The organism is Agrobacterium sp. OT33 (assembly GCF_017313365.1).
Taxonomy (GTDB): domain Bacteria; phylum Pseudomonadota; class Alphaproteobacteria; order Rhizobiales; family Rhizobiaceae; genus Agrobacterium; species Agrobacterium rhizogenes_A.
In genome coordinates this window covers 94,517-110,299 of record NZ_JAFLMZ010000002.1, presented here as the reverse complement: position 1 = coordinate 110,299, position 15,783 = coordinate 94,517, and the positions used below count along the sequence as shown (strand labels likewise).

Sequence of the window (15,783 nt, the reverse complement as noted above, 5' to 3'; positions counted from 1 at the left end):
CATGCAAATCCGAACCAAAATTCCGCACCGATTTTCATCAAACGTGATCGGCGGCCGGATGACGTGATCTATCGGCGAGGATTGCGGGCGGTGAATTGCAATATCTGCTGACGGCCATTTTCAATCAGCCGCTCCATTTCACGCCGGGCCGCAGCCTCGTCGCGCAGGCGAAACGCTTCGACGAGCCTCAGATGGGAGGCGGAAACATCGGAAATCTCGGCGGGATCGGCTTCAGGATTGCTCATCCGGAAAATGCCCGCCAGCGCCGCCTTTATCAGCGAACCAACGGTGCGCATGAACGGATTGCCGGACATTTCGGTGATGAGAACGTGGAAATTCATATCCGCGAGCGCCCGCTTTTCCTTGGAATAGGCCGTATTGCCCATCTCGTTGGCGTAGGCGGCAAGCCTTGCAATATCGGCATCCTTTGCCCTGATGGCGGCAAGCCCCGCGCCATAGGGCTCAAAAGCCTGACGGATATCATAGAGATGCAGCAGGAATTCGTCGCTGACACCCGCCTCGAAGTGCCACAGCAGCACCTCGCTGTCGAACATGTTCCAGCTTTCGCGCTCCGTCACCCTTGTGCCGATGCGCGCCTTGGGGGAAATCATGCCCTTGGCGGTCAGCGTCTTCATCGCCTCGCGCAGCACCGTGCGCGATACTTTCAGCCGCTCCATCAGCTCGGCATCACCAGGCAATATCTCACCCGTCTTGAAAGTGCCGGAGACGATATCGAGACCGAGCTTGTGAACGACCTGTGCATGATTTGTCCGCAGCTTTCGAAAACCAATCGCCGCATCGAGCATTCCGCGCTGCAAGTGCCATGTCCTTCCGTTCGGTTGGCGATCTTGAAAAAAATCGCGCCAGACGTGTGTATCTCAAGTCAGATTATAGTGAAAAACATCAAGTCGCGTGAAAAGCAAAGGCAAACTGCATCCACGCGGTAAAACGCATGAAAATAAGCAAGGCCGCACATGACACATGTGCGGCCTTGCTTCAGTAGCGATGGATAATCCGCATTATTGCGGCAGCTTGTCGTCCACGCCGGCAACGTAGAAGTTAAGGCCGAGCAGAACCTTGTCCTCAGCCTTTTCGCCAGCCTTCAGCCATTCCGAGCCGTCCTGCTTCTTCACCGGGCCGGTGAAGGGATGCAGCTCGCCCGACTTGATCTTGGCTTCGGTGTCCTCGGCCATCTTCTTCACGTCGTCAGGCATGTTGGTGTAGGGCGCCATGGTCAGGATGCCGTCCTTGAGGCCGTCCCAGACGGATTCGGACTTCCAGGTGCCCTCGAGAAGCGCCTGCGTGCGCTTGATGTAATAGGCGCCCCAGGTGTCCTTGATGGCGGTGAGCTGCGTCTGCGGACCGGCCGCGATCATGTCGGAAGCCTGACCGAAGGCCTTGATGCCACGCTCAGCTGCAACCTGCATCGGTGCCGTCGTGTCGGTGTGCTGCGTCAGGATATCGACGCCCTGGTCGATTAGCGCCTTGGCGGCATCGGCTTCCTTGCCGGGGTCGAACCAGGTATTGGCCCAGACGACCTTGAGCTTGAAGTCCGGGTTGACCGACTGTGCGCCGAGCACGAAGGCGTCGATGCCCATCACCACTTCCGGGATCGGGAAGGAGGCGATGTAACCGGCGAGACCCTTCTTGGACATCTTCGCGGCGATCTGGCCCTGAATGTAACGGCCTTCATAGAAGCGCGAATTGTAGGTCGCGACGTTTTCAGCGGTCTTGAAGCCCGTGGCGTGCTCGAACTTCACCTTGGGGAACTTCTGGGCAACCTTGATGGTGGCGTCCATGAAGCCGAAGGAGGTGGTGAACACCAGCTCACAGCCCGAGCGGGCCATGCGCTCGATGGCGCGTTCGGCATCCGGGCCTTCCGGAACGCTTTCGAGGAACGGCGTTTCGATCTTGTCGCCGAAGTGCTTCTGCAGCTCTTCGCGACCGATTTCATGCGCCTGTGTCCAGCCGCCATCGGTGCGGCTGCCGACATAGATGAAGCAGACCTTCTTGGCGTCGGCGGCTTCCGCCGAGGAAACGACGCCGCCGAGCGCCGCGACGGAAGCGGCAAGTGCGATGACCAGTTTTTTCATTTTTACCCCTGTTGGTTTGGAGACTTGAGGATTCTTCTTCACCTGTCCGGCACGAAGGATTTGCCCAAAGATGCCGGTGTGTTGATCAAGGTCGTGCGGCGATTATGCGAGATGATGACCAGCACGACAATAGTTGCGAGATAAGGCATCGCCGAAAGCAGCTGCGACGGCACGCCGATGCCGAAGGCCTGCGCATGCAACTGGCCGATGGTGACGGCGCCGAACAGATAACCGCCCGCCAGCAGGCGCCACGGACGCCAGGAGGCGAAGACAACGAGCGCCAGCGCAATCCAGCCACGCCCGGCCGACATGTTTTCCACCCATTGCGGCGTATAGACCAGCGACAGCTGTGCGCCCGCAAGGCCGGCGCAGGCGCCACCGAACATGACCGCCAGATACCGTGTGCGGATGACATTGATGCCAAGCGCATGGGCCGAAGCGTGATTGTCACCGATGGCGCGGATTTTCAGACCCGTGCGGCTTTTGAACAGGAACCAGCTGATGCCGAACACCAGCGCGATGGACATGTAGAAGATGAGGTCCTGCCGGAACAGCAGCGGACCAAAAAACGGAATCTCCGACAAGACAGGAAAGACGATCGGCTGCAGCTTGATACCAGGCAGGCCGACGAAACTCTCGCCCAGCATGCCGGAGACGCCGAGGCCGAGAATGGTGAGCGCAAGACCCGTCGCCACCTGGTTGGTGACAAGCGTCAGCGTCAGGAAGCCGAACAGCAGCGAAAACACCGCGCCCGAAGCAATGCCGGCCAGAATGCCAAGATAGGGCGAACCCGTCATATGCGTCGCGGCGAAGGCGCAGACCGCGCCCATGATCATCATGCCCTCAACGCCGAGATTGAGCACGCCTGAACGTTCCGCCACAAGCTCGCCCGAAGCGGCAATGACAAGTGGCGTGGCAGCGGTGATGACGGTGAGAAGAATGGCCTGAAGCATATCCATCATGCCGCTCCTTCTTTACGATGTGTCCTGCCGGCAAAGACCACCCGGATGCGATAGAAGATCAGCGTATCGCAGGACAATACGAAGAACAGCATCAGCCCCTGAAATACCCGTGTCACCTTGTCGGAGACGCCGATCGAAAGCTGCGCCGCCTCGCCACCGAGATAGGTCAGCGCCAGCACCAGCCCGGAAAGGATGATGCCAAGCGGATTGAGGCGGCCGAGAAAGGCGACGATGATGGCGGTGAAACCATAACCCGGCGAAATGCTGGGCTGCAGATGGCCGATGGAACCGGAAGCTTCCGAAATGCCCGCAAGCCCGGCCAGCGCGCCCGATAGCAGCAAAGAAAACCACACCATGCGGCTGGAGGAAAAACCGGCAAAGCGCCCTGCCCGCGCCGACTGGCCAAGTACGGTAACTTCAAAGCCCTTGAGCATGTAGCGCATCATGAACCACAGCGCGATGGCTGCGACAATGGCGAATACGAAACCCCAATGCGCCCGGCCCGAGGCCAGCATTTCCGGCAAAACCGCGCTGTCGTTGAAGGGCTTGGTCTGCGGGAAATTGTAGCCGCCGGGATCGCGCCAGATGCCGCGCGTCAGCCAGTCGAGGAAAAGCTGCGCGACGTAGACCAGCATCAGGCTGACGAGGATTTCATTGGTATTGAACTTCGTTTTCAACAGCGCCGGAATACCGGCATAAAGCGCACCGCCGACAGCGCCCATCACCATCATCAGCGGGAGGATGAGCGGCGAATGCCAGTCCGGATAAAGCACCGGCAGGATGGAACCGGTAATCGCGCCGATGGTGAATTGCCCTTCCGCGCCGATATTCCAGTTATTGGAGCGATAACAGATCGACAGGCCGACGCCGATCAGGATCAGCGGCGCAGCCTTGATCGCCAGCTCATGCAGCGACCAGACCTCCAGCAACGGCTCGACGAAAAAAGCGTAAAGCGCATGGGCCGGATTTTTGCCGAGCATGGCGAACATGACAGCGCCGACGAGCAGCGTCAGCACCAGCGCCAGAAGCGGCGAAAGCAGGGTGAAGAGCTTCGAGACCCCTGCGCGTTTTTCAAGCTCAATGCGCATGCTGGGCGGCTCCCGAATGTGACGTGTGAATGCCGCCCATCAAAAGGCCGATCTTTTCAAGCGTCATCTCCTCCACCGGATGGGCATCGGAGAGCTTGCCGTCGGAAATGACCGCGATATTGGTGGCGACCTCGAAGATTTCATCGAGATCCTGGCTGATGACGATGACGGCCGAGCCAGCCTTGGCAAGATCGACCAGCGCCTGGCGGATACGGCTGGCCGCCCCTGCATCCACGCCCCAGGTCGGCTGATTGACCACCAGCACCGCCGGCTGACGGTCAAGCTCGCGCCCGACGATGAACTTCTGCAAGTTGCCGCCGGAAAGCGAGCCCGCCAGCGGATCGGCACCGCTCTTGCGCACATCCATGGTTTCCGAAATGCGCCGCGCTGCCGCCCTGATGGCCGAGCCGCGGATGATACGCAGGAATCCGCCGGTCAGAAACGCCTTGCGGTCGGAACGTGCCCGCGCCAGCAGCAGATTGTCGGAAAGGCTCATGCCGGGAACCGCAGCGTGACCGTGGCGCTCCTCCGGCACGAAACCGGCACCCATCAGCCGCCGGCCATTGATGCCGATGCGGCCGACCGGCTTGCCCCGCAGATGGATGGCGTCATTATTATAGACGGGATATTCGCCCGAAAGTGCATCGAACAGTTCGCCCTGCCCGTTGCCGGCCACACCGGCAATCGCCAGCACTTCACCGGCACGCACATTCATTGAAATCGATTTCAACGCCACGGCAAAAGGCGTGCGCGGCGCAACCGAAAGCGCCATGACCTCGATCTGCGGCGCGCCGAGCGCTTCCCCCGTTGCCCGCGAAACGCTTGCGACATCGCTGCCGACCATCATGCGCGCCAGGGACGCCGGCGTTTCCTTGCGCGGATCGCACGCACCCGTCACCTTGCCGTGACGTAGGACGGTGGCGCGATCACAGATGCGCTGCACCTCTTCCAGACGATGGCTGATATAAAGCACCGAACGCCCTTCGGCCTTCAGCTTCTCCAGCGTCTCGAACAGTTTGTCAGCCTCCTGCGGTGTCAGCACCGAGGTCGGCTCGTCGAGAATGATGAGGCGTGGGTTCTGCAACAAAGCGCGGACGATTTCGATGCGCTGGCGCTCGCCGACCGAAAGATCGGCCACATGCGCGTTGGGGTCGAGCGGCAGGCCATAGGCACGGGAGAGCGTCTCCGCTTGCCCGGCGATTTCCTTCAATGAAATTTTCGGATCGAGCGACAGGGCGATGTTTTCAGCAACCGTCAGCGCCTCGAACAGGGAAAAATGCTGGAACACCATGCCGATACCGAGCCTGCGGGCCTCGCTTGGCGAGCCCACCGAAACCGGCTGGCCCTGCCAGACAATATCGCCCTCGGTCGGTGCGAGAACGCCGAACAGCATCTTGACGAGCGTGGATTTGCCAGCGCCGTTTTCCCCCAGAAGCGCATGGATTTCGCCAGGGGCAATATCGAGATCGATGCCGTTGCAGGCGGCGAAATTACCGAACAGCTTGGTCAGCTTGCGAACGGACAGGAGAGGCACGGCCTCCGGCGCCAAAGTTCCAGTCACGAGTTCCCTCTTTCACCAACCGCCCATGCCTTCTTCGAGGCGTTTCAAACGGTCGCGGTCATTGTTCCCAATCCCGCATCAAAAAGTATGCAATGACACGCGATCAGAACTTATTGATAACGGTTTTGCTGCTGCGCACAACTGAAAAAGAAGCTGCTTAAATGCAATTTGCACAAGCAATAAACGGCTTTACCTTTTTCCTATTTCGCACCGAGCGAGGGGAAAAACTGCAATATTCCACCGATGCAATAAAGATAGATGCCGCTCGCCACGAATGCGACCACCGCCCATGTCGGCGTTTCGAAATGCATCAGCAGCGAATAACCGCCAAGCGCGCACCAGATGAACACGACAGCGAGATTGAGCGGTCGCAATCGCTTCACCCGCACCGGATGCAGGAAGTTGATCGGCAGGAATGTCAGGAACACCGAGATGGTGACGACGGTCATGGCCGTGGTCGCGCTCGCATCCATGACGAACAGGGTAAACACCACCATGTTCCACACCACCGGAAAGCCGGAGAAGAAATATTCATCCGTCTTCATCCCCATGTCGGCATAATAGATGGCGCTCGACACCACGATCATGCCGGCCGCCACGAAGGATAACGGCTCGCCGATCATGCCCTTTTGATAAAGCGCAAAGGCGGGCAGCAGCACATAGGTGACATAGTCGATGATATTGTCGAGCGTATCGCCGGACCAGTTGGGCAGCACTTCCTTCACCCGCACCTTGCGGGCGATGGGTCCATCGATGCCATCCACCAGAAGCGCAAGCCCGAGCCACCAGAACATGTCGACGAAGCGGTGTTCGGAAGCGGCAACGACGCCGAGAAAAGCCAGGAACGATCCCGACGCAGTCAAAATATGAACGGAAAAGGCGCGAATTTCCGCGTAGGGAACACGCTTGTAGTTGAAGATTTTCATGGTCAGCGTCTGCGCCCCGCTTTTCATCCGCCCTGTTCATTCCGGTATGCGGCCATTCACCACGCTTTGCAACCGGCTCAATCCGCTTATCCTAAGACTAATATAGTGGCGCAACCAACGAATGTATGTGGCCGGATGTTCCGGCGTCCAAGTGGATTTACCTGCGCAAAGCCTTTATGATGCTCTGGAAATAACAACGGATCAGGACCATGAGACACTTCGATATCGCCATCACCGGTGCGGGACTTGCGGGCCAGATTGCCGCCATCGCGCTGGCGCGGGCCGGCCGCCATGTGGCGCTCGTCGCACCGTCCAGCGAAAAGAAGGACCAGCGCACCACCGCACTCATGGACCAGTCGATCCGCTTCATGGACCGTCTCGGCCTGTGGTCACGCATCGCACCGTCGGCCGCCCGTCTTTCCACCATGCAGATCATCGACGGCACCGACCGGCTGTTGCGCGCGCCGACGGTGCAGTTCCGCTCCTCCGAAATCGGGCTTGATGCTTTCGGCTGGAATATTCCCAATGAGGCACTGCTCGGTGTTCTCTCAGAAGCAGTCGAGCAGGAACACAATATTACCCGTCTCGACACTTTCGCCGAAACGATCGACATCGGTAATGATCGCATAACGGTGACGCTGGCGAATGGCGAAACGCTATCGGCCGATTTTCTGATCGGCGCGGATGGCAGGAAATCGATGGTGCGGGACGCGGCCGGTATCGGCGTCAAATCCTGGTCATACCCGCAGACCGCCATTGTCCTGAACTTTGGCCACGGCAGGCCGCATGGCAATGTCTCGACGGAATTCCACACCCCCACCGGGCCCTTCACCCAGGTTCCCCTGCCCGGCAACCGCTCCAGCCTCGTCTGGGTCGTCACGCCGGAGCAGGCCAAGGAGCTGACGGCCTTGCCGCTGGAAGCGCTGAGCCTGAAGGTCGAGGAACGCATGCAATCCATGCTCGGCGCGGTTACCGTCGAAGACAGCGTACAGGCATGGCCGCTGTCTTCCATGACGGCGCACCGCTTCGGCAAGGGCCGCGTGGCCCTGATCGGCGAAGCCGCGCATGGTTTCCCGCCCATCGGCGCGCAGGGACTGAACCTCAGCCTGCGCGACATCATCGTGCTGACGGAACTGCTGGGCGCCGTCTCCGACCGGCCGATCGCGGCGGACGCCGGCAGCAGCTTCGACCGCAGGCGGCGGGCGGATGTCTATAGCCGCACACTCAGCGTCGATCTCCTGAACCGCTCGCTGCTTTCCGATTTTTTACCGGTGCAGATGGCGCGTGCCGCCGGCCTGCATGTGCTCTCCGGCATCGGCACGCTCAGAAGCATGGTCATGCGCGAAGGCATCGAGCCGGGCCGCGGGCTGAAGGCCCTGCCCTCGCTGCTGTTCGGCAGCTTCAAAAAGGCTGGATGAAATACACCACGCCCGTCAGCGTGAAGACCGACAGCACCGTCGAGATCAGGATCGTTGCCGAAGCCCGCTCCTGCCAGACATGATATTGCTGGCCGATGACGAAGACATTCGTCGCGGTCGGCAGCGCGGCGAGCAGCACGGCGGAATAGATCCACACCGGCTCGAACCGCCCGAGCGCCGAGAGCACAAGATAAGCGGCGAGCGGATGCAGGATCAGCTTTGCCGGCACGATATAGCTGATTTCCACCGGCACCCGTTTCATGGGCCTGAGCGCCAACGTCACGCCCATGGCAAACAGCGCGCAGGGTGCCGCCGATTGCGCCAGATAATCCACCAGCCGCTGCACCGCCTCCGGCGGTTGCCAGGATAATGAGGCGGCCAGAAATCCGGCGATGACGGACACGATGAAGGGATGGGTGATGACCTTGCGCGCCACATCCAGCGCAAGCCTTGGCGGGGAGCGTTTGTCGCCGCCCGCCACCGCCATCATCGCCGGCGCGACGATGAAGTGCGCGGCGTTTTCAAGGCAGACGATCAGCGCCACCGGCACCGCCGCCTTTTCGCCAAGCGCCAGAAGCGCAAGCCCCGGCCCCATGTAACCGATATTGCCGTAACTTGCCGCGAAACTCTGGATCGTGGTTTCGGCGAGGCTGTTCTTGCGGATAAACCGGCCGATCAGGAACACCAGCAGAAAAATGCCATAGGTGCAGGCAAGGCTGGCGGCGACGAAATCCATGCGCGCCAGCTCTTCCACCGGCGTCTTTGAAACAAGCTTGAAAAACAGGGCCGGCAGCGCGGCATAGATGATGAAGGTATTCAACCAGCCCATCGCCTCGACCGGCTGCTTCGTTATGCGCGCTGCGCCATAACCGATGAAGATCAGGCCGAAAAACGGCAACAGCAGTCCGACGATACCCGTCACTATGTTTCCCCCGCAAGCAACTCCAGCGGGAGGCTTAGCCGATTTTCATCAGGATCGGAAAGGTCTCCTGGAACCAGATCGCCACATTGGTGATAAAACCGGACATGAAAGCGAGACCGGTGAGCACCAGCAATATGCCAAGCAGCTTCTCCACGAGACCGAGATGGCGGCGGAAACGGACGAGGAAACGCATGAAGGAACCGGAAAACGCCGCCGCGATCCAGAACGGCACGGCAAGGCCCAGCGAATAGACCGCAAGCAGCACCGCACCGTCACCAACCGTATCCCGCGAAGCGGCAACACCGAGGATCGCCCCCAGAACCGGGCCGATGCAGGGCGTCCAGCCGAAAGCGAAGGCGAGACCCATGACATAGGCCCCGGAAAGCGTGGCCGGCTTGCCCGCCCCCTGGAACCGCGCCTCGCGCGAAAACAGGCCAATACGGAAGACGCCGAGGAAATTCAGACCCATGAGGATAATGATGAAACCGCCGATCTTGGCGAGAATATCGAGATTCTGGCGCAAAAGCGTGCCGATCGTCGAGGCCCCGGCCCCAAGCGCCACGAAAACGGTGGCGAAACCGAGCGTGAAGAAGAAAGCCGAAAACATCACGGCCCTGCGGATCTCCGGCCGCGGCGCGGTCTCCTCCGTCTTGAACTGCTCGACCGAGACACCCGCCATATAACAGAGATAAGGCGGCACCAGCGGCAGCACACAGGGCGACAGAAACGAAAGAGCGCCGGCCAGAAGCGCGCTGAACAGGGAAATATCGGCAATCGACAAGAGGAACTCCGCATCCCGCAAAGCGACCACGATTTTGAAGATTCGCCGGCACTTCACGCTTCATTTTCATGCATGTCATTGCTGCAAAAGGATTTCACCCGTCTGGCCGACATGTCTGAAGCCGGTTTTATCCCCAGCTGCCCCCTCTCTCCAATCACCTTTTCGGGGGTGCGACAAAAAAAACCGGATTGATTGTAGAAAGCGCTTTTTTTGGGTTGACCGAACGGATCGCTCTACATATGTTCCGCGCACTTCCGAAGGGCAAATCAGCCCCGACACGGGAGAGCGTAGCTCAGCCGGTAGAGCAACTGACTTTTAATCAGTAGGTCCAGGGTTCGAATCCCTGCGCTCTCACCAATAAAATCAAGCACTTACCGTTGCCCGCTGAAGTAAGCAGGAATCATCCTCCGCAGCCTGAGAGATGAAATGATTTCGCCTAGCGACAACCGGGGCGGCAAATTCCGGCGGTTATCTGACCGCCACGCTCAGCGCAATTGTCAACGGCCATAAGCAGAGGCAGATCGGCAAGCTCTTGTCGTGGAATTGTCCCGTCGCGTAGCGCCTGCCCAGCAATCGTATTCAGCCCAAAGCAGCCTGCACGCAGCATTCCTGTACGCAACCGTCCAAAGCGCGCTAATCCACCGAGCTGTCGGCCGCCTTCGAACGGTTGCGCTCAACCTCGGCGATATTCTGCAGAACCCACGCGGTAAGCTGCGTGAGAGGTTCGGCGAGAGACTTACCAAGGGTGGTCAAGCTGTATTCCACCTGCGGGGGGATCGTGGGGTAGACCCTTCTCGAAACGAGGCCGTCATTCTCCAGGGCGCGGAGCGTTCTCGTCAGCATTTGCTGGCTGATGCCCCCGATAGCCCTGCGCAGCTCATTGAACCGTTTTGGGCCGTCGAGCAGCATTGTAATCGTCATGATGGTCCACTTGTCACCGATGCGGCCAAGCATCTGGCTGATGGGGCGGCAATCCGCGCTCGTTCCCGGTTGTTGCGGTGGGGTGGGTAAATCCATGTGACCAGGCCCTAAAATTATGCGTTCTTGTGCTTTTGCCAGTCTAACAGACATATCTAGTCACGAAAACATACCATCATAGGAGATGTCATGACTGACAGGAAAACAATTGCAATCTTCGGAGCAGGGACCGGGCTTGGCGCGTCCGTCGCAAGACGTTACGGCAAGGCTGGATTCCGCGTCGCCCTTGTCGCCCGCAATGCCCAATCACTCGGCCAAAGGATAGCCGAGCTATCGGCGCAGGGTGTGGATGCCACGGCCTTCCCAGCCGACCTCAATGAGATTGATGCAATCCCGGCCCTGACCCGCGAGATTGAACAGAAGTCAGGTCCTATCCACACCGCAATCTTTGCGCCTCTCGGCAACTTCCGCATGCTTCCAGCGGTCGACCTGACAGCAGCTTCACTCAAGGAACTCGTCAACATTCTGACCCTGGCTCCGGTTGAGGTTGTTCGGGCCGTGCTGCCGGGGATGCTCGCTCGCGGCGATGGAGCGATCATCGTCGCGGATGGTCTTTCGGCCGTGACGCCAATGCCGGGGATGAGCGGCCCAGGTCCCGCATTTGCCGCCACGCGCAACTACATTCTGGGTCTTCACGAGGAGATCAAGGGGCACGGCGTATTCGCCGGAATGCTCCACATTGGTGCGATGATCGACAACTCCACGGGCCTTCGTGTAGCAGCGGCCAATGGCCTGCCAGTCGATGACCCGCGCTTCGCTACCATCAATCCCGACGTGCTTGCCGAGGAAATCTGGTCGCTTGCAACCGGGCGCTCCCGTGCCGAGTCGATCCTGCCTGCCGAACATGCCGCGCATTGAGCAATATCATCATTGAAAGGGGCAGCGGTATCACCGCTACCCCTTTTTCAAAAGGGCTCTGCTATTCACCATCATGCTGGTCGGGCAATACTGCGATCAGGAGCCACAACAAAACCGGGGAAGGCGCAGGAACACCCCGCCCCTAGCGATAGGCATAAACATACCGCGCGATATTGTCGTAAAAGCTCGAAAGATAGGCCGGAATCCGTTTGAAACGGGCGAACTTGCTGCCGCGATATTCGGCCCGCGTGCCGATCAGCGTGTCCGGGTCGCCGAACGGCAGGAAATCCCTGTCGGTGACATAGACTTCCGTGCCGTAACCCCAGCCGCAATCCAGAGCGCGGTCGAAAGGCAGCGTCATCACCCTTGCCGCTTTGAGAAACTGCTCCGCTCCGCCACGCGAAATGATGTAGCAGGCCGATGATCCCTGCGGACCGTAGATGCAGCGGCCGAGCGTATCGCCAAGCGCGCTGGTTTTCCGGCCCTTGAAACCGCTGCGGCGGTGGTTGGTCAATTTCACGATCGCATTTTCCGGCATCACCGCAACCATGGCCCTGACCCGCTCGGAAAATTCCGGCGTGAAGGCAACGTCGTCTTCAACGATCACCGCCACCGGCGCATCGGTGGCAAGGAATATCTCCAGCGCCTTTATATGGCTGGCATAGCATCCATATTCACCGGCAAGCGCATGGCGGCCATTGCGCAACTCGAAACCGCGCCGGTCGAAATCCGTCCAGTCGGCGGGCGCAACAGCCTTGCCGTCGACGCCCTCCACCGGGCGCAGATCCAGCCCGAGACCGGCGGCGCCATCCAGCATCTTTTCAAGCCTTGCCCGCGCCCGGGCAATGGAAATGATGTAGATGGGGAAAGTCGGGATCGGCAGCATTCGCAAAACACCATGCACGTGAAGACGGGAAACCGTCTCCTACAGCAAGGTGCAAGCGCCGTCCATTCGGACACCCGAAAGACGCGGCTCCATCAGCTCTGCGTGAATGGATTTCCGGGCGGGCGGCCCAAGCTTTGGAACGCCCCGGTTTGATCGCTCACAGCACGCGGCGGGAGATTATTTGCGGGCTGCGGTGCGGCGGCAGCGCCAGTTCCAGTCTCTCGGTTCACCCGTGTCCATGTGGACCGATTCGGTGTGGCAATAGGTGCCGACGCCACCACGGTCAGGCAGGGAGCGCAGATAGGTGGCAAGCTCCCATTTGGAGACACCCTTGATCTGGATGTCGGCGGCATCGCAGGTATAGTGCTTGGAACCCTGCCTTACGCGCTTGGGCGGGCGATAGCCCGAGGTGACGATCGCGGGGCTGTTATAGTGACGCTCGACATCCTTGATCATCCGGATCAGGTCGGGCTTGAAACAACCCACTTCGACACGGTCCGTCTGCAGGAGAAGCCCGTTCGGGGCAACGCGGGTCAGACCGGAAAGCGAGGCCAGCTTCATAAGGCCGGTCGGCTCGTTATCCTCGTCATCGAGATGGGCGTCATCAAATTCGTCCGACATCATCGAGCGGCCGGAAAGCGCAATGCCCATCGTCCTGTCCGCCGCGCCGGGCAGCGCCGCCACCTCGGTATTCACGGCAGCGCCGTTTTCGATCATTTTCGGAAGCCGCTTCTTGGCGGCTCCGGCGAAAAATGCCGCAAGCGTTACGCCAGTGCCCTCGCCTTCCTGTTTTTCGCCCCCGGACACCGTGTTTGCGGCAGGTTGAGCAGCAGCGGCCGCAAGCTGCTGCGGCGCGGGGACCGGAACGGGCTCGCGGTTCTCACTGTGCTGTTCCGCCACCGCCGCCGCAACCGGTGCGGATGCTGGCTGGAGCTGCGCCGGCGCCGAATAAACGCTGCTGACGGCGGGAACGATTTTCTGCGACGGCGTGGCGCCGGCAGCGGCGGCATCTGCCGCTGCGGAAGGCACTGCCGCACGGGCGGTGGAATAGATGCTGGAGGTACCGGCGGAAATTGCCGTCGGTTGCGTCGTCAGGCCGCCAATATCGGCCGCAGCGCCATATACCTGCGCCGGGCCGCCCGGTGTCTGCTGCTGGGCCGGCATGGCCCCACCGGAGGCGGACGCCACGGCAGGGTCGACATAATGCCCCGGCTGAGCGCCGGCCGCAGGTGCGGCGACGGCCGCCGCGGCCGTCTGCGGCTTCTGCTGTGCCGTAATTTCCGGCTTCTTGGCATTGGTCGCCATCTCGTCATCCGTCACCGCCGAAACGCAGCCGGCAAGTCCGAGCAGCGAAACCGCAACGACAAGACGCTGACAGGAAACGCGTCCTTTCGCGCCCTCGACAGTTTTCATGGATGGCCTCCGTATCTTGCATTTCCAACAGCAGCACGGGAACGGAATCGTGTGCTTTCCCCAAACGGGACGGACCGTTTCGATTCGCGGACTATGCCTCATCCCGTCGGGACAAGGCAAGAGCGCCCGAAAACGCCGCTGCTGGCCGGGAAAATCCCTTACCAAGAACCGCTATTCTGCATAGATATCCACGGTTCGGCTGGTGCGAGGCTTTCGCCCTTCTGCAGAATCTCGAAGGAAATACCGTCCGGTGAACGGACGAAGGCCATGTGCCCGTCGCGCGGCGGCCGGTTGATCACGATGCCATTCTGCTGAAGCCTGGCGCAGAAGTCGTAGATATTGTCGACTTCGTAAGCCAGATGGCCGAAATTGCGGCCGCCGGTGTAATCCTCGGTATCCCAGTTATAGGTGAGTTCGAGGCTCGGCGCCTTTTTTTCCTTCGCCGCAGCAATGTCGTCGCGCGCGGCAAGAAAAACCAGAGTGAATCGGCCTTTTTCGTTTTCGATTCGGCGTATTTCCGTAAGACCCAGCAGGTCGCAATAGAATTTCAGTGATTCGCCAAGGTCTTTGACGCGAACCATCGTGTGCAGATACCGCATTTTCTTCCTCTCCAATACACGGGTCCGGGGGCACTAAACGCCAGATGGCAAGCCCCGGACAAGGACCGCGACATAAAAGCAGCTGCGCAAATCAAAAACTAGGGCTTGCGTCGAACCGTTACCAAGATGTTAATCTGGCGCACAGGAATCAGTTGACCGATGTATGGCGCGTAATCGAGGGGTTGGCAGGATATGGCTGATAGGATGTCATCGAAGACGATAGTCGATCTCGAGGACCTTTCGGGCGATGCCGTGGACCTGACCGAAATCACCGGCGTCGTGAAGTGGTTCGACGTCGCCAAGGGTTTCGGCTTCATCGTGCCTGACAACGGCACGCAGGATGTGCTGCTGCACGTCTCCTGCCTGCGCCGTGACGGATACCAGACTATCCTCGAAGGTACGCGCATCGTCGCCCTCATCCAGCGGCGCGACCGCGGCTTCCAGGCTTTCCGCATCCTGTCCATGGACCAGTCGACCGCCGTTCACCCTTCGCAGCTGCCGCCGGTGCGCACCCATGTGCAGGTGACGCCGTCCAGCGGGCTGGAGCGCGCCATCGTCAAGTGGTTCAACCGTACCAAGGGTTTCGGCTTCCTGACGCGCGGCGAAGGAACGGAAGATATTTTCGTGCATATGGAAACGCTGCGCCGTTTCGGCCTGACGGAGCTTCGTCCCGGCCAGGTGGTGCTGGTGCGTTATGGTGATGGCGACAAGGGCCTGATGGCCGCGGAAATCCATCCCGACAACCCCGCTTCCATCGGGATGTCGCATTGATGGCCGCCCTGCGTGCCATGGTGAAAAGCGCCGTCATGGCGCTTCTTTTTTTCACCCTCGCCGGCACCGCCCAGTCTCAGGAACGGCAGACATTCTCGTCCGAACCGCTGACGGTCGAAACCGCTTCCGGTAAAACCCACGACTTCGTTGCCGAACTGGCGCTCGACAATGCCCAGCGCGAACAGGGCCTGATGTTCCGCAAGTCCATGCCGCCGGAAAATGGGATGCTGTTCGATTTCGGTGAGGCGCGGGATGTGGCCATGTGGATGCGCAACACCCTCATCCCGCTCGACATGCTGTTCATCGCACGCGACGGACGCATCACCCATATCCATGAGAATGCGGTTCCGCATTCGGAAGCGATCATCAGCTCCCGCGGTCCGGTAAAATTCGTGCTTGAACTGAATGGCGGCGCTGCAAAACGTTATGGCATCAAGCCGGGCGATATGGTCCGCAGTGCGCAGATCGGCAACCGGAAGTGACATTGCCGCGTTGTTGTATCTGAACGAGCCGGACGAAGCCCGTCC

16 protein-coding genes and 1 tRNA gene are annotated in these 15,783 nt (G+C 60.0%); 5 read left to right on the top strand and 12 right to left on the bottom strand.

Features of this window, described 5'->3' with window-relative positions; all coding sequences use genetic code 11:
* Nucleotides 1-68 precede the first annotated feature (68 nt).
* The 6 genes from JZX88_RS04565 to pcsA form a co-directional block, all read right to left on the bottom strand.
* Entirely contained in the window at nt 69-806 is a 738-nt protein-coding gene (locus tag JZX88_RS04565) for a FadR/GntR family transcriptional regulator (RefSeq protein ID WP_065115905.1), read from the bottom strand.
* 213 nt (nt 807-1,019) lie between these two features.
* Nucleotides 1,020-2,093: a BMP family ABC transporter substrate-binding protein gene (locus tag JZX88_RS04560; protein WP_206912703.1), complete on the bottom strand. Its 1,074-nt coding sequence runs from the start codon at nt 2,091-2,093 to the stop codon at nt 1,020-1,022.
* Nucleotides 2,094-2,131: 38 nt separating this feature from the next.
* Entirely contained in the window at nt 2,132-3,052 is a 921-nt protein-coding gene (locus tag JZX88_RS04555; protein WP_052819852.1) for an ABC transporter permease, read from the bottom strand.
* On the bottom strand, nt 3,052-4,143 hold the full coding sequence (locus tag JZX88_RS04550; protein ID WP_142859232.1) for an ABC transporter permease: 1,092 nt from the start codon (nt 4,141-4,143) through the stop codon (nt 3,052-3,054). The genes JZX88_RS04555 and JZX88_RS04550 overlap by 1 nt, the downstream gene beginning before the upstream one ends.
* A complete protein-coding gene (locus JZX88_RS04545; protein WP_065115909.1) occupies nt 4,133-5,692 on the bottom strand; it encodes an ABC transporter ATP-binding protein in 1,560 nt (519 codons plus the stop codon). Before JZX88_RS04545 ends, JZX88_RS04550 begins: the two co-directional genes overlap by 11 nt.
* Before the next feature lie 212 nt (nt 5,693-5,904).
* Entirely contained in the window at nt 5,905-6,630 is a 726-nt protein-coding gene (gene pcsA / locus JZX88_RS04540) for a phosphatidylcholine synthase (protein WP_065116232.1), read from the bottom strand.
* Between the two features lie 209 nt (nt 6,631-6,839).
* Here pcsA and JZX88_RS04535 point away from each other — a divergent pair, with 209 nt between their 5' ends.
* On the top strand, nt 6,840-8,048 hold the full coding sequence (locus JZX88_RS04535) for a UbiH/UbiF family hydroxylase (RefSeq protein WP_206912702.1): 1,209 nt from the start codon (nt 6,840-6,842) through the stop codon (nt 8,046-8,048).
* Here the strand turns inward: JZX88_RS04535 and JZX88_RS04530 are convergent.
* Both JZX88_RS04530 and JZX88_RS04525 read right to left on the bottom strand, forming a co-directional pair.
* Nucleotides 8,032-8,970 carry an AEC family transporter gene (locus JZX88_RS04530; RefSeq protein WP_206912700.1) on the bottom strand — a complete coding sequence of 313 codons (939 nt, stop codon included), beginning with the start codon at nt 8,968-8,970 and terminating at the stop codon, nt 8,032-8,034. The two genes, JZX88_RS04535 and JZX88_RS04530, sit on opposite strands and share 17 nt — an antisense overlap.
* Before the next feature lie 34 nt (nt 8,971-9,004).
* Nucleotides 9,005-9,751, bottom strand: a complete 747-nt coding sequence (locus tag JZX88_RS04525; protein ID WP_206912699.1) for a cytochrome c biogenesis CcdA family protein — start codon at nt 9,749-9,751, stop codon at nt 9,005-9,007.
* A 281-nt stretch (nt 9,752-10,032) separates the two neighbouring features.
* On the opposite strand from JZX88_RS04525, the gene JZX88_RS04520 reads away from it, so the two are divergent.
* Nucleotides 10,033-10,108: transfer RNA gene (locus JZX88_RS04520), tRNA-Lys, on the top strand.
* 276 nt (nt 10,109-10,384) lie between these two features.
* Here JZX88_RS04520 and JZX88_RS04515 read toward each other — a convergent pair.
* Complete coding sequence (locus JZX88_RS04515) at nt 10,385-10,768, bottom strand: helix-turn-helix domain-containing protein (protein WP_065115912.1); 384 nt, start codon at nt 10,766-10,768, stop codon at nt 10,385-10,387.
* A gap of 90 nt (nt 10,769-10,858) precedes the next feature.
* On the opposite strand from JZX88_RS04515, the gene JZX88_RS04510 reads away from it, so the two are divergent.
* The gene (locus JZX88_RS04510) at nt 10,859-11,587 is read left to right on the top strand and encodes an SDR family oxidoreductase (protein ID WP_206912696.1); all 729 of its coding nucleotides are present in this window, start codon (nt 10,859-10,861) and stop codon (nt 11,585-11,587) included.
* Nucleotides 11,588-11,729: 142 nt separating this feature from the next.
* Here the strand turns inward: JZX88_RS04510 and JZX88_RS04505 are convergent, their stop codons facing one another.
* The 3 genes from JZX88_RS04505 to JZX88_RS04495 all read right to left on the bottom strand — a co-directional run bounded on the left by JZX88_RS04505 (nt 11,730) and on the right by JZX88_RS04495 (nt 14,485).
* Nucleotides 11,730-12,473, bottom strand: coding sequence for a glycosyltransferase family 25 protein (locus tag JZX88_RS04505; RefSeq protein WP_206912694.1), 744 nt, complete (start codon nt 12,471-12,473; stop codon nt 11,730-11,732).
* 177 nt (nt 12,474-12,650) lie between these two features.
* The gene (locus tag JZX88_RS04500) at nt 12,651-13,886 is read right to left on the bottom strand and encodes a YcbK family protein (protein ID WP_206912693.1); all 1,236 of its coding nucleotides are present in this window, start codon (nt 13,884-13,886) and stop codon (nt 12,651-12,653) included.
* Nucleotides 13,887-14,044: 158 nt separating this feature from the next.
* A complete protein-coding gene (locus tag JZX88_RS04495; RefSeq protein ID WP_110756978.1) occupies nt 14,045-14,485 on the bottom strand; it encodes a VOC family protein in 441 nt (146 codons plus the stop codon).
* Nucleotides 14,486-14,677: 192 nt separating this feature from the next.
* Between JZX88_RS04495 and JZX88_RS04490 the strand changes: the two genes are divergently transcribed.
* Both JZX88_RS04490 and JZX88_RS04485 read left to right on the top strand, forming a co-directional pair.
* Nucleotides 14,678-15,256 carry a cold-shock protein gene (locus tag JZX88_RS04490; protein ID WP_065115918.1) on the top strand — a complete coding sequence of 193 codons (579 nt, stop codon included), beginning with the start codon at nt 14,678-14,680 and terminating at the stop codon, nt 15,254-15,256.
* Nucleotides 15,256-15,738 (top strand): DUF192 domain-containing protein, encoded by a 483-nt coding sequence (locus JZX88_RS04485; RefSeq protein WP_181423909.1) that lies wholly within the window; start codon nt 15,256-15,258, stop codon nt 15,736-15,738. The genes JZX88_RS04490 and JZX88_RS04485 overlap by 1 nt, the downstream gene beginning before the upstream one ends.
* Nucleotides 15,739-15,783: the final 45 nt, after the last annotated feature.